The sequence below is a fragment of the Methylotuvimicrobium alcaliphilum 20Z genome (assembly GCF_000968535.2).
GTDB lineage: Bacteria > Pseudomonadota > Gammaproteobacteria > Methylococcales > Methylomonadaceae > Methylotuvimicrobium > Methylotuvimicrobium alcaliphilum.
Map to the genome: position 1 here is coordinate 1,141,281 of NC_016112.1, position 13,694 is coordinate 1,154,974.

The 13,694-nt window shown below is 49.7% G+C and carries 7 protein-coding genes; 5 read left to right on the plus strand and 2 right to left on the minus strand.

What is annotated here, in order from left to right; translation table 11 throughout:
• Nucleotides 1-4: 4 nt before the first annotated feature.
• On the minus strand, nt 5-277 hold the full coding sequence (locus tag MEALZ_RS04890) for an acylphosphatase (RefSeq protein ID WP_014147496.1): 273 nt from the start codon (nt 275-277) through the stop codon (nt 5-7).
• Nucleotides 274-2,466, minus strand: a complete 2,193-nt coding sequence (gene rlmKL, locus MEALZ_RS04895; RefSeq protein WP_014147497.1) for a bifunctional 23S rRNA (guanine(2069)-N(7))-methyltransferase RlmK/23S rRNA (guanine(2445)-N(2))-methyltransferase RlmL — start codon at nt 2,464-2,466, stop codon at nt 274-276. The genes MEALZ_RS04890 and rlmKL overlap by 4 nt, the downstream gene beginning before the upstream one ends.
• A 255-nt stretch (nt 2,467-2,721) precedes the next feature.
• Between rlmKL and MEALZ_RS04900 the strand changes: the two genes are divergently transcribed.
• The 5 genes from MEALZ_RS04900 to MEALZ_RS04920 all read left to right on the plus strand — a co-directional run bounded on the left by MEALZ_RS04900 (nt 2,722) and on the right by MEALZ_RS04920 (nt 13,221).
• Complete coding sequence (locus tag MEALZ_RS04900; protein WP_014147498.1) at nt 2,722-3,495, plus strand: EAL domain-containing protein; 774 nt, start codon at nt 2,722-2,724, stop codon at nt 3,493-3,495.
• Between the two features lie 212 nt (nt 3,496-3,707).
• The gene (gene rnd, locus MEALZ_RS04905; RefSeq protein ID WP_014147499.1) at nt 3,708-4,868 is read left to right on the plus strand and encodes a ribonuclease D; all 1,161 of its coding nucleotides are present in this window, start codon (nt 3,708-3,710) and stop codon (nt 4,866-4,868) included.
• Nucleotides 4,869-5,269: 401 nt separating this feature from the next.
• Nucleotides 5,270-6,568: an urea ABC transporter substrate-binding protein gene (locus MEALZ_RS04910; protein WP_014147500.1), complete on the plus strand. Its 1,299-nt coding sequence runs from the start codon at nt 5,270-5,272 to the stop codon at nt 6,566-6,568.
• The gene (locus tag MEALZ_RS20620; RefSeq protein ID WP_014147501.1) at nt 6,565-11,151 is read left to right on the plus strand and encodes a PAS domain S-box protein; all 4,587 of its coding nucleotides are present in this window, start codon (nt 6,565-6,567) and stop codon (nt 11,149-11,151) included. Before MEALZ_RS04910 ends, MEALZ_RS20620 begins: the two co-directional genes overlap by 4 nt.
• Entirely contained in the window at nt 11,152-13,221 is a 2,070-nt protein-coding gene (locus MEALZ_RS04920) for a putative bifunctional diguanylate cyclase/phosphodiesterase (RefSeq protein WP_014147502.1), read from the plus strand.
• The last annotated feature ends 473 nt before the right edge of the window (nt 13,222-13,694 follow it).

Sequence of the window (13,694 nt, forward strand, 5' to 3'; positions counted from 1 at the left end):
CTTTTCACCGAATCTCAAAGCCGGCCGGAATATCGATGCCTGTCAGTTCTTCGGTTTCGATATGATCGACCCGGGCCGTGATCGGTCCTTTATGACACCATCGTATCAACTTTTCCACCGCTTCCTTGGGGCCGGCCGCGATCACTTCGACCCGGCCGTCCGGCAGGTTTTTCGCGAATCCGGAGAGTTTGTGTTTCTTCGCTTCCTTCTGTGTGAAGGCGCGGAAATAAACGCCTTGCACCCGTCCCGACACGAGTATTCTGACTTGTTTGGTCATTCGCTAATTCTCCAGCAATAATGAATCTTGGGATTTCTGGCAAAATCTTCCGGAATCGTCGCCGCCGTGATGTCTTCGATCACTAACTCCGATAGGGCCTCGGTGTCGAGTTTAAAGCGCCTGAAATTGGTCGAGAAATACAGCACGCCGCCGGGCGCCAGCAAGGCCGCCGCGTTTTCGATCAATTCGACATGATCGTTTTGAATATCGAATACGTCGTCCATGCGCTTGGAGTTGGAAAACGTCGGCGGGTCCAAAAAGATCAGGTCGTATTGACGGGTATAAGGCTGTTTGGCTTCATTGGCCAGCCATTCCAAACAATCGGCACGGATGAATTCGTGATCGCCGCCGGCCGCATTCAAGGCTAGATTCTGCTCTGCCCAGTCCAGATAAGTTTTCGACATATCGACCGTGGTGGTCGATTTTGCTCCGCCGACAGCAGCATGCACGGTTGCGCTTCCGGTATAGGCGAACAGATTCAAAAAACGCTTACCTTTGGCTTCTCGTTGAATACGCAGCCGCATCGGGCGATGATCGAGAAACAAGCCGGTATCGAGATAATCGGCAAAATTGACGCGCAATTTGCAGCCGCCTTCTTCGATGACATGGAATTCGTTGTTGTGGCCTTGTTTTTCGTATTGATCGGAGCTTTTTTGTTTGCGCCGTATTTTTAGGAAGGCCTGTTCTTTCGGAATGCCGAATAAGTCCGGAATTTCTGCCAAGACCCCGGCTAAGCGTTGGTCGGCTTTGTCCGGGTCTATCGATTTCGGCGGTTCGTATTCCTGCACGACGATCCAGGTTTTATCGCCCCGGTACAGATCGACCGCGACCGCATATTCGGGCAGGTCGGCATCGTAAACCCGGTAACAATCGATTTGGTTTTGCTTGGCCCACTTGCTCAGTTTTTTCAGATTCTTCCTGACGCGGTTGGCGAACATTTCAGCACCGGTATCGCCGCTGCCGGTCACGCTTTCCGCAATTTGCGCGAGGCGTTCGTCGCGGTTCTTAGGCTTCGGAATAAAAAAGGCCGCATCGGCTATCGTCATGCGCAGCAATTTGCATTCGAGAGCGCCATTATAAAGCGTGATCGGTTTTTGGGAACGAATCCCGAGGCGGAATCCGAGTTCTGGATCGCTGACGATCAGCGAGGCTTGCCAGCCAACAAATCCGGCTTTCAGTGTGTCGCCGAATTTTTGATAAAGCTCGGCGGTTTCTTCCGCGTCGCCTAGGCGTTCTCCGTAAGGAGGATTACAGACCAAAAGGCCTTTCGGCCAGCCGGCGGCAGGCCGCGCATCGGCGATATCGCGCCGTTCCAGATGAATCTTGCCGTTGAATCCGGCTCGCTCGATGTGTAGCGCCGCCGCATTCAGGCTATGTCGGCTTTGGTCGAAGCCGACGATCATCGGCAATGTTTTCAGTCCGTCGGATTTACGTCGTTCGGCTTCGTCGATCAGATTTTGCCAAAGTTCGGGGTCATGCTTTTTCCAGCCGCTGAAACCGTAATGTTTGCGCAATAATCCCGGTGCGATATCGGCGGCGATCATCGCGCCTTCGACCAAAAGCGTGCCGGAACCGCACATCGGATCGAGCAGAGAGCCGTTTTGTTTGGCGATCGCGGGCCATCCCGAGCGGATCAGAATCGCCGCAGCCAAATTTTCTTTGATCGGCGCCTTTATGTTGATATCGCGATAACCGCGTTTATGCAAGCTTTCGCCGGACAGATCGATGCTTAATTGCGCCTTTTCGCCGTGCAGATAAACATTGACGCGTAGCGACGGTTGTTCGGTGTCGATCGAAGGACGTTTGTTGAATTTCGCGCGCATTTGATCGACGATCGCGTCCTTGACCTTGAGCGCGCCGAAATGAGTATTGTTGATCGCTTTTGAGTTTTTCGCGCTGAACGTGACCGCGATCGAATCGTCCGGCTTTAGGTGTTCGAACCAGTTGATTTTCTTGACGCCGCGATACAGGTCGTCCTGGCTGCCGACATCGAATGTATCGAGTACCAGCAAGACCCGGTTGGCGATGCGGGACCACAGGCAGACCCGGTAAGCGGTTTCAAGCGTGCCTTCGAACGCGACGCCGGCAACGGTTTGTTTGATGTTTTGCGCGCCCAGCGCGGACAGTTCGTCGGCAAGCAGTTGTTCCAGGGCTTTCGGCGATGTCGCGAACAGTGAGAATGAGGTCATTATGAAGTAAGTTCCGTATGGGTTCGCACGCGAAAAGTGAGAACTGGATAATAAAAAACATAGTTTGAGCGAGTGCGCCAAGTATTTCAATTACAAATGATGGGTTAAGACGACTAGAATAGCTTGAATAAACGTAAATGATGCATGAATGTAAGTGGGTTTTTCCTCGTTCCCATCGCTCCAGCGGGGGAATGCATAAAGTATGCGGCACTCAAGATCGAAAAATAACAATAAACTGAAGCGGGTTGATAAAACATGAAATCGGATAACCATTATAAACAACTAGGCTGCGCGGAATGTGCGGGCGGGGCCGGATTAGGTTTCGATTTCACGATGGCGTTTCAGCCCATCGTGAATACGACGACGCAGTCGATTTATGCTCATGAAGCCTTGGCGAGAGGTTTAAATAACGAGCCGGCAGGTAAGGTGTTCGAGCTGGTCAACGATGCAAATTGCTATCGATTCGACCAAAGTTGCCGCACAAAGGCGATTAAGTTGGCCTCGGAGTTGAATATGGATACTTTTTTGAGTATTAATTTTATGCCGAATGCGGTTTATCGCCCCGAGTTGTGCATAAGAACAACATTGGAAGCAGCCAAAGTCTATGGATTTCCGGTCGAGCGCATTATTTTTGAAATTACAGAAGGTGAGCAAGTTAAGGATCATGCGCATTTACTCGAAATCGTTCAGTATTATAAAGCGCAAGGTTTTAAAACCGCGATAGACGATTTCGGAGCCGGGTATTCCGGACTCAATTTATTAGCCGAAATCCAAACCGATATTATTAAACTGGATATGGCTTTGATTCGACATATCGATCAAGACCGTAATCGGCAAGCCATAGTCAAAGCGATCTTGCAGCTATGCGGCGAGCTATCGATTATACCTCTTGCCGAAGGCATCGAAACTTATGAAGAGCTGAGTGTGCTGCAATCTTTTGGTTTGGAATTGTTTCAAGGCTATTATTTCGCTAAGCCGGCCTTTCAATCGTTGGCGGCTTTGCCGCCGAATGCGTTTGCCGGCCGTTGAACGCCAGGGAGAGCGAGTCATACCGTTTTTATCGGAAAAATTTGCCAAATACTCTTCCGTCGAAATGTAGCGAGTAAAGGCTGGACTAAATTCGAGTCGCAAAATTAACTTAACTAAGTGATAATCGCATATTTTTCGCGCCGTGCTTGGATTTTTGTCGTTTGAGAGATTAAGCCCGCCGTGTTGCATTCATTTAGTTAACGTGACGAACCATGACCGCCATTCAATATATCGATACTCCGCAAAAGCTTGACGAATTGTGCCGACAAATCGCCAAGGAATCTTGGCTAGCGCTCGATACCGAGTTTCTCAGGGAAAAAACTTATTATCCCAAATTTTGTTTGCTGCAAATCGCGACGCCCGAGTGGGTGGCGTGTGTCGATCCGATTGCGTTGGACGATTTGGGCGCGCTGTTTGAGGTTATCTATAATCCGAAAATAATCAAAGTGTTCCATTCTTGCCGGCAGGATCTGGAAATTTTTTATCAATTGACCGGCAAAATTCCGCAGCCGATTTTCGATACGCAAATTGCCGCGCCCTTGTTGGGATATCAGGAAAATCCCGGCTATGCGATGTTGGTATCGAGTTTTTTGAATATCAATCTCAGCAAAGCCCATACCCGCACCGACTGGACCGTTAGGCCGCTTAGTCAGGCGCAATTACAGTATGCAGCCGACGACGTGATTTATTTATGTCAAATTTATCAAACCATGCTCAAGAAACTGGCCGAGCTCAATCGTTTGGATTGGCTGGAAAGCGATTTCGCGATGTTGAACGATCCCGAGCTTTACGAAATTTCACCGAAAAATGCTTGGCTTAAAATTCGCGGCAAAAATAAATTGACCGGTAAGCAATTATCGATCGTACAAACCTTGGCCGAGTGGCGCGAACAAACCGCGCAAAAAGAGGATAGACCTCGAAATTGGTTGCTTCGCGACGATATGATGTTTGAGTTGGCAAAGCAGCAGCCCGGTACTGTCGAAGAAATGTTGAAAGTTCATAATATCAACGAGCGTATGGTCAGCAAGCACGGTAAGATCTTATGCCAATTGATTAATGAAGCCAAGCAAAGGCCGCCGATACCACTGCATGAAAATGGCCGGTCTCCCAAAAAGACCCAGCAGCAAGAAGCTATTTTGGATATTTTGACGGCATTGGTACGCATTAGAGCGGACGAGAACTCACTGAATCCGGCTATATTGGCTGATCGTAAGGCATTAGAATTGTTATTGTTTGAAGACCCCGAATCATTATTGTTGAAAGGTTGGCGCTATGCAATGGCCGGCCGTGAGTTGCTGGGATTATTGAAAGGCGAACAAGTGCTCGGTATTGACGGAGAAAAAGTCTATACCATCGATAATCCTTCAAGTTGATATATGCTCCTCGTAGATCAAAATTCGGCACCGAGGCGCCCGTCAAAGGACGCCGTAAACCTAGCACCTAAATTCCATAGTCCATAGTCCATTGGCTATGGTTAACTATCTTGGATAATTCATCCAGCACCTAAATAAGCCATGATTTTGAATCATTGCCAAAGACCTATGGAATTTAGGTGCTGGATTTAAGTGCTGGGTGAATACGTCCCTGTAGGCTCCATGCTGGCAAAGCCTTAGCCGAGCATCCCGGCGCCTCCTAAGGCACGGCCGAAATTTGAAGTGCGAAAGGTATACACAATGCTCTTCAGATTCCGGTGATGTTTAAGGATGTGCCGGGGAGTTCAGTTGTCATGGATGACAGGTTTTTTCGGATTATCCGATGTTGGGAGCGGTACTCGATGCATAAAATAGTGACTATTTTGCTACGGATTAGCGTTGTCGCGATATTGATCGCATTGTTAACTATTCGGTCGACATCGCCAGGACCTGAGCCGATTCGTATTGGCGTGATTTACTCGCTGACCGGTACGATGTCGGTCAGCGAGGCGCCATTGATCGATGCGATTAGCTTGGCGGTCGACGAAATCAATAACGAAGGCGGGTTGCTGGGACGTCCCGTCGCAATGACAGTCGTCGACGGACAATCCGATTGGCAAGTGTTTGCTCATGAGGCAGAGCGACTGATCGCACAAGAGAAAGTCGGTGCATTGTTTGCTTGTTGGACATCTGCTTGTCGTAAGGCAGTCAAACCGGTCGTTGAGCGCCTTGACCATCTTCTTTTTTATCCGGTTCAATATGAGGGGCTCGAGCAGTCGCCCAATATCGTTTATACCGGCTCCGCGCCGAATCAACAAATTGTTCCCGGGACCTATTGGGCGCTCGAGAATTTCGGAAGCCGCGTCTATCTTATCGGTTCGGATTATATTTTTCCCCATACGGCAAATATCATTATTCGTGATTTGATAATCGCGATTGACGGACAAGTGTTAGCCGAACATTATGTACCTTTAGGTCAACAAGATGTTTCCTTAGTCGTTCGAGACATCCTGGAGCAAAGGCCCGATGCCGTACTGAGTACCTTGAACGGCGATACGAATAAGGCATTTTTTGCCGGATTACTTGCCGCGGGTTTGGCTGATATACCGTTGATGTCGTTTAGTGTTAGCGAGGGCGAAATGCAGGCCTGGGGAGGCGATAAGTTCAAACGGCATTTTACGGTAAGCAGTTATTTTCAATCGATAGATCGTCCTGAAAACAAACAATTCGTTAACGCATTCGGAGCGCGTTTCGGCAAGGACCGTTTGATTGGCGATGCGATGGAGGCAGCTTATGTGAGTGTAAAACTTTGGGCTCAAGCGGTTCGTGATGCAGGGTCGGCCGAAGCGACGCGCGTAAATCGAACAATATTAAGACAAACTGTGAACGGCCCTTCGGCAATTACATCGGTCGATTTATCGACCCGGCATACTTGGAAAATGGTACGCATCGGGCAGGTGAAGCCCGGAGGGCAATTCGAGCAGGTTTTTGCCACCGAAAAGCCGCTGCGTCCTAAGCCTTGGCCGTACTATCGGACTCGGGAGCAGTGGTTGGACGTTTTGGAAAGCTTGCAACCTGGCGGTAAAGCCGGCGCAAGTCAAGGCTTGCAGGCCGATGTCGCATTCGAGGATCAATCCTTGCAATACAAGGACAGCCCATGATTCTAGGTAAAATCATTCCCCGTTCTTTGTTGGTTTTTTTGATGGTGTCGCCTTTGCCGTTGGCAGGTTTGGCTTATTTGTTCGTCGGAACGTTCGAACAAGAATTGACTAGAACGGTCATGACACATTTGGCTTCGATCGCCGATAAAAAACATGATCAAATCGAGGCTTATTTAAACGAACGTTTGGCCGATGCTCAACGTTTAGCGAATATAGCGGTGACGCATCAAACCTTGGGTACGCTTTCGGCATTATTCGACGAATCGATAGATTCAGTGCCTTATCAAGATGCGCTACAAAAATATCGAAACGATTTTGTCAGGTTTCAAGACAGTAGCGGTTATTACGATGTGTTGTTGATCGATAAACTCGGCAATGTTATTTTCTCGATATTGCATGAAGACGACCTCGGTACCAATTTAAACTCCGGGTTTTTACGCGATACGCCATTAGCCCTCGCTCAGCGGAGTGCATTGGCATTGCTTGATACGCAATTGACGCCGGCCGCACCGTACGCGCCTTCCGCGAATAGGCCGGCTGTTTTTATCGTCACGCCGTTGCTACGTGACGGCAAGCCGATTGGAACATTGGCCTTTCAGTTGGATCTCGATCGATTGAATCAAGTTACCGCAGACAACACCGGCTTGGGCGAAACCGGCGAGACCGTTCTGGCTCAACGTGAAGGCAATCACGCGCTGTATGTCGGTCCTTTAAGTCGAATCGGCGAGGCCGCTTTTCGCTATCGCGTACCATTGACGGAAACCGCCAGTCCGATGCGTTCCGCCTTATCGGGTGAAGTCGGTATGGGCCTGACTCAGGATTATGTGGGCGTCGATATCGTATCGGTATGGCGCTATTTGCCATCATTGGGCTGGGGGATGGTCATCAAAATGGATGTCGACGAAGCTCTTGCTGCGGTTCAGCGACTACGGCAACTGACTTGGGGAGCCTTGGGGCTATTGTTGGTTTTGTCGAGTCTTACGGCGCTGTGGTTCGGCAGGGCGTTGATTTTGCCGATTCGTAGAGTGACTGAAGTCGCAGGGTTTATTGCCGGCGGCGATATCGATCGAAGAGTGCCGGTCGAAGGCTGGCAGGAACTAAAGGAGTTGGCGGGCAGTTTCAATCGTATGACCGACCGGTTGGCGGAAGATCAATTGCTGTTGGAACTCCGCGTCGAGCAGCGCACTACAGATTTGGAAAGCGCGAACCGGCGTTTGCAGGATTTATTAACGCTTGATGCCGCGATACTCGATAATGCCGCGCATGCGATTATCGCGACCACACCGGAAGGGATCATTACCGTATTCAACCGGGCAGCCGAAGATATGTTGGGCTATTTGGCGGACGAAGTGATCGGCAAGCAAAGCCCCGACATATTTCATGATCCTGACGAGCTTGAAAAGCGGGCGCAAGAGTTTTCCGAACAGTTGGGTATGCCGGTTGCGCCCGGTTTCGATACGATTATTGCTAAATCGCGTAATAATAAACCGAATGAGCACGAATGGCTCTATCGGCGTAAGGATGGCTCGGCGATTCCGGTTTTATTGTCCGTTGGCACGATGCGTAATATCGACCGGATGATTAGCGGCTATCTCGGGATAGCGGTCGATATCGGTAAATTAAAAAAAGTCGAGCAAGCGCTATTGGATAGCGAAATGCGTTTTCGTACGATTTTCGAAAAAGCCAGTATCGGCATGGTCTTTGCCGATGCCGAGGGTAATTTATTGCAGGCGAACGATAGCTTTGCGCGCTTTTTAGAATATTCGGCGACCGATTTATCGAATGTCAATTTCGCAAAGCTAACTCACGCCGATGACTTGTCGAGGGAAGTAGGGTTAGTTGAAGAAATCGTAGAGGGTCGAAGAGACAATTACCGGCTCGAAAAGCGATACGTCACAAAATCCGGACGAGTCGTTTGGGGGGATTTGACGGTAACAGTATTGCGAGACCTGCAAGGGCAAGCGGTCAATTTTATCGGCATGATTATCGATATCTGTGCGCGTAAGGAATCCGAAGCCGAGTACCGCACCATTCTCGAAACGACACAGGACGGTTTTGCGTTGTGCGACAGTCAAGGCCGATTCATCGATGTCAATGACGCTTATTGCCGTTTAATCGGCTATGAACGGGATGAGCTGCGGCAAATGACAATACGGAATATCGAAGCGATCGAAAGCCCCGAACAAACTCAACAGCATCTCGATAATATTTTCAAAAACGGGGCGGATCGATTTGAAACCCGGCATCGGCATAAAGATGGCCGATTATTGGATATCGAAGTTAGCGCCAATTATTTACCGGTCAGCGAAGGCCGATTGGTCGTCTTTTTGCGCGATATCGGTGCTCGAAAGGAAACCGAAGCGGCATTAATCGAAGCCAAGCAAAGCGCGGAGACGGCCAATCGGGCCAAGTCGGCGTTTCTTGCCAATATGAGTCATGAAATTCGCACGCCGATGAATGCCATATTGGGCTTGACGCAACTGGTTCTGGAAACCGATCTCAATGCCCGGCAGAAGGATTTTCTGCAAAAAGTGCATGCTTCGTCGAAAGCCTTGCTGAGCATTCTTAACGATGTGCTCGATTATTCGAAAATCGAGGCCGGGCGACTGGAAATAGACCGGGTGTCGTTTCGGGTGGAGTCGGTGCTGACATCGGTCGCCGACTTGTTCGCCGCGCGCATTGAGGAAAAAGGTTTGGAACTTTTTTTCGAAATCGAGGCCCTTGCAAATCGTACTTTGATTGGCGATCCGTTACGCTTGACTCAGGTGCTCAATAATCTGGTCGGTAATGCCATTAAGTTTACGAACGAAGGCGAGGTTCATATCAAGGTCGAAGCGATTGAACAGAGCGACGATTCGTTACTGTTGCAATTCTCGGTTCGCGATACCGGCATCGGTTTGTCTCAAGAAAAAGCCGAGTTATTATTTCAGCCGTTTACGCAAGCCGATAGCTCGATTACCCGGCAGTTCGGCGGAACCGGTTTGGGTTTGGCGATTTGCAGCAAGATAGTCGCATTAATGGGTGGTACGATCGGTGCCGCCGGCGTCGAAGGCAAGGGAGCTGTTTTTACGTTTACGGTTCGCGTTGGTATCGAAGCGGAAGCGCCGCAAAATCTCGATTTAAGCCGGATCCGAGCTCAGCGGGTATTGGTGGTTGACGATCAATCGACTTCCCGTCTGATACTCGAGTGTTTATTAACCGAGTGGGGGGTGATTTGCGACACATCGGACTCGGGAGAAGATGCCTTGCGACAGATTTATCGGGCGGAACAAAAGAATTGTCCGTTTTCGACGGTGCTGCTCGACTGGCGCATGCCCGGAATGAGCGGAGCCGAAGTAGCCGAACGGCTCGAAAACGATTGCCGTAAGGGCTTGTTGAAACATCCGCTGACAGTGATCATGATCACGGCTTATGATAAAGAGCAGCTTTTAGCTCAAGCCGATAGGATACATTTCGATAAGATTTTGACCAAACCGGTAACGCCTTCGGTTTTATACGAAACGCTGGCCGGGCATTCCGTGATTCCCAAGCCTGAAGACAAAGCACTTGGTGCGATTCGTCTCGATGGTGTGAAAATTTTGGTGGTTGAGGATAATGCGCTCAATCAAGAAGTCGTCGTTGAAATTTTGCAAAATCGAGGCGCATCGGTCACGGTTGCCGAAAACGGTCGAGTAGCGTTAGACAAGCTTGAACAAGAAATTTTCGATATAGTACTGATGGATCTGCAGATGCCGGAAATGGACGGTTTCGAAGCCACGCGCCGAATCAAGGCGATACCGGATTATCATGCGTTACCGGTCGTCGTAATGAGTGCGGCGGTAATGCCGGAGGAACGTGCTCGATGCCGACTTGCCGGCGCAGACGATTTTGTTGCAAAGCCGGTCGACCCTGGCGACCTTGAACGTTTGTTGGTTAAATGGCTCAATCGCGTGAATGTCAAAGCGGCAACAGGCAGGCTAAATTTGGAACCCGGAGTTACTAATACCGTCGAATTCCCTGATTTGCCTGGCTTCGATATCGACCGGGCATTAAGGAGGGTCGATGGTAATGCCGTGTTATTACGCCGACTGCTGGCCGGATTTGCTGATGAGCACAGCAATTCGCCGGCACAATTCGACCGGCTAATGCAGGAGCAACGATACGACGAAGCGGCAGCCTTGTTGCACACTATTAAAGGTTTGGCCGGGCATTTGGGTGCGGATTCGTTGAGCCGAGCGGCTGCCGCATTGGAAAAGGAGATACATGCCGGATCTAATTCCGACCTATGCCGATCTTTCAGCGAACAACTCCAGCGGGCCGTTGACATGATTACCAATGCTTTGACGGCGTTTGAAACGGATGATGTCCAAATATCGGATGCCGATGAAAAAGCCATCGCGAATGTATTAAATGATTTGTTACCCTATGTCGAGGAGCGGGAGTTGATTCCTGAAACTTCTTTGGAGGCATTATCGGAGCTTCATGACTCAGGCCATGCCGGCGAAATGCTGAATCGCTTGCGAAAGCAACTCGACAGATTCGATTACAGCGGCGCAATGACCACGATTGAACGACTTTTGACCTTGTTAAAACAGGATAGTTAAATGGTGGACGAACCCGGGAAGAAACTGCTTATATTATTGGTTGACGACGTACCCGAAAATATTCATGTTTTGGCGGCGGCGTTGAAAGCCGATTACCGTATCAAAATCGCCGTAAACGGTCCTGCCGCGTTGGATTTGGCGCAACGGAGCGACAGACCCGAGCTGATTCTACTGGATGTGATGATGCCCGGCATGAATGGTATCGAGGTGATGCGGGAATTGCGTTCGCGACCGGCAACAAAAGATATTCCGGTGATATTCGTTAGTGCCGACAGTTCCGAGCAAAGTCAAGTTGCGGGCTTGGATCTTGGCGCCGACGATTATTTAACCAAGCCGGTCGTGGTTCCTGTATTGATGGCCCGGGTACGCAATATACTGCAACGCAAGTGCGCTGAGGCTCAATTGCGCCTGGCAGCCCATGTGTTCGACCACAGCGGCGAAGCCATCATGATTACCGATCGAAACAATCGTATTCTTCAGGTTAATCCCGCATTCATACGCTTAACCGGATACGCAGCGAGTGAGGTCCGCGGAAAAAGCCCCAGCATCCTGGCTTCAGGTAAAACGACTCCAGACGAATATCGCGCGATGTGGCACTCGATCAATGAGACGGGGTTTTGGCAAGGCGAGATTTGGGATCGGCATAAGGACGGCTGCGTCTATCCGAAACTCTTGACGATATCGGTCGTGCGCAGCGTATCAGGTTCGGTCGATTATTATATAGCCAGTTTTGCCGATATCAGTGCGCAAAAAGCCACCGAGGAAAAGATTCGCCATATCGCGCATCACGACCCTTTGACCGATTTACCGAACCGTTTATATCTGCAAATCAGTCTGAAGCAGACGATGCTGCTGGTTCGCCGTAAAGAAGAAGAGGCGGCCGTGATGTTCATCGATTTGGATCGGTTTAAGGTGATTAACGATTCGTTGGGACATCAGGTAGGCGACGGCCTGTTGATCGAAGTGGCGCATCGGCTTAAGGAAAGTGTGCGCGATAGCGATTTGGTCGTGCGTTTGGGCGGTGATGAGTTCGTGATTGTATTGACCGATAAAAATGCCGCGCATGCTTCAGCCCATGTTGCCGATAAAATATTAACCGCGTTGTCGAAACCTTATTTAGTTAATGGGATTAATTTACGGACGACGCCTAGCATTGGTATCAGTCTTTATCCGCACGATGGCGAAACCATCGAATTGTTGATGAAAAATGCCGATACCGCGATGTATCATGCCAAAGCGGTCGGGCGTAACAATTACCAGTTTTTCCGGGCTGAGATGAAGCATCTCACCAATGATCGATTGTTGTTGGAGCATAGTCTTCATGAAGCCTTGGAAAAAGGGCAGTTTTATTTACACTACCAGCCACAAGTTAAATCCGAAAACGACCATGTGATCGGTTTGGAGGTATTGCTTCGTTGGGAGCACCCCGTTTTAGGCAATGTTCCGCCCGATCAATTCATTCCGGTCGCCGAGGAAATCGGTTTGATAGGCCGGCTAGGCGAGTGGGTGCTCAATACCGCTTGTTCGCAATTACGGGATTGGCGAAGTCAAGGTTTCAAGGATGTGCGTATTGCGGTGAATCTATCGGTACAGCAATTGCGGCAAGCGCATTTGGTCGAGCGGGTCGCGAGCGTTTTACGGGCAAACGAGCTGGCGGGGGGCGATTTGGAATTGGAAATCACCGAATCTGCGGCGATGCTGAATCCTGAAGTTGCGATCGAGATTTTCAATGCTTTGCGAAACATCGGCGTGGAACTCGCCATCGATGATTTTGGAACCGGCTATTCATCGTTGTCTTATTTGAAATTATTGCCGATTCAACGCTTGAAATTGGATCGTACCTTTGTCAAAGACATCGAAACCGATCCGAACGATGCGGCTATTTGTTCGGCAACGATTGCGCTGGCTCATGCGCTCGGTATCGAGGTGGTTGCCGAAGGCGTTGAAACCGAGGCGCAGCGAGATTATCTGCTGCATAGAGAAGCCGATATAATGCAAGGCTTTTTGTTTGCCAAGCCGATGCCGGCGGAAGCCGTTCCGGTTTTTTTGAATAGTCCTCGGGCGGTTTAGATGTAAGGATCGAGCCATTCCTATTAACATTGTCATTAACCTAAATTCGGCAGTTTAACCATGATGCATATGAAGCCTTTAAACGGCTGTCCTAAAATTGTGTATTACCTTTTAGATGCTGTTACCCAAGCTCCAGCTTGGGTAACCTGTTCAGGAAGCTCTAGCTTCCCGAGAAACAAGAAAGATTGAACGAGCAAGTCGGGGTTGATTGATAATGTGTGGGGTGTGTTGGCCTCAGGAAGCTGGAGCTTCCGGGGTGTCTTTCCCAAGCTGGAGCTTGGGAAAGAGCGAAGTTCGTAGATTTAGACTCTTTATCTAATTTTTCGATATTCAACACAATGCCGGTTCCGAAGAGGGTGCGGTTGCTCGATCGACGGGCGTCGGCGGCAGGGCAGATTTTTGCTCCATGCAAAATCTGCATTCACGCCGTCCTTGGCGTTCGAGCAGCCGGCCGTCGAGCCTACACGGACGTA

Coding starts and splice junctions, on each gene's coding strand:
- MEALZ_RS04900 (WP_014147498.1), top strand. CDS start 2,722: ATGAAATCGGATAACCATTATAAACAACTAGGCTGCGCGGAATGTGCG.
- MEALZ_RS04890 (WP_014147496.1), bottom strand. CDS start 277: ATGACCAAACAAGTCAGAATACTCGTGTCGGGACGGGTGCAAGGCGTT.
- rlmKL (WP_014147497.1), bottom strand. CDS start 2,466: ATGACCTCATTCTCACTGTTCGCGACATCGCCGAAAGCCCTGGAACAA.
- rnd (WP_014147499.1), top strand. CDS start 3,708: ATGACCGCCATTCAATATATCGATACTCCGCAAAAGCTTGACGAATTG.
- MEALZ_RS04910 (WP_014147500.1), top strand. CDS start 5,270: ATGCATAAAATAGTGACTATTTTGCTACGGATTAGCGTTGTCGCGATA.
- MEALZ_RS20620 (WP_014147501.1), top strand. CDS start 6,565: ATGATTCTAGGTAAAATCATTCCCCGTTCTTTGTTGGTTTTTTTGATG.
- MEALZ_RS04920 (WP_014147502.1), top strand. CDS start 11,152: ATGGTGGACGAACCCGGGAAGAAACTGCTTATATTATTGGTTGACGAC.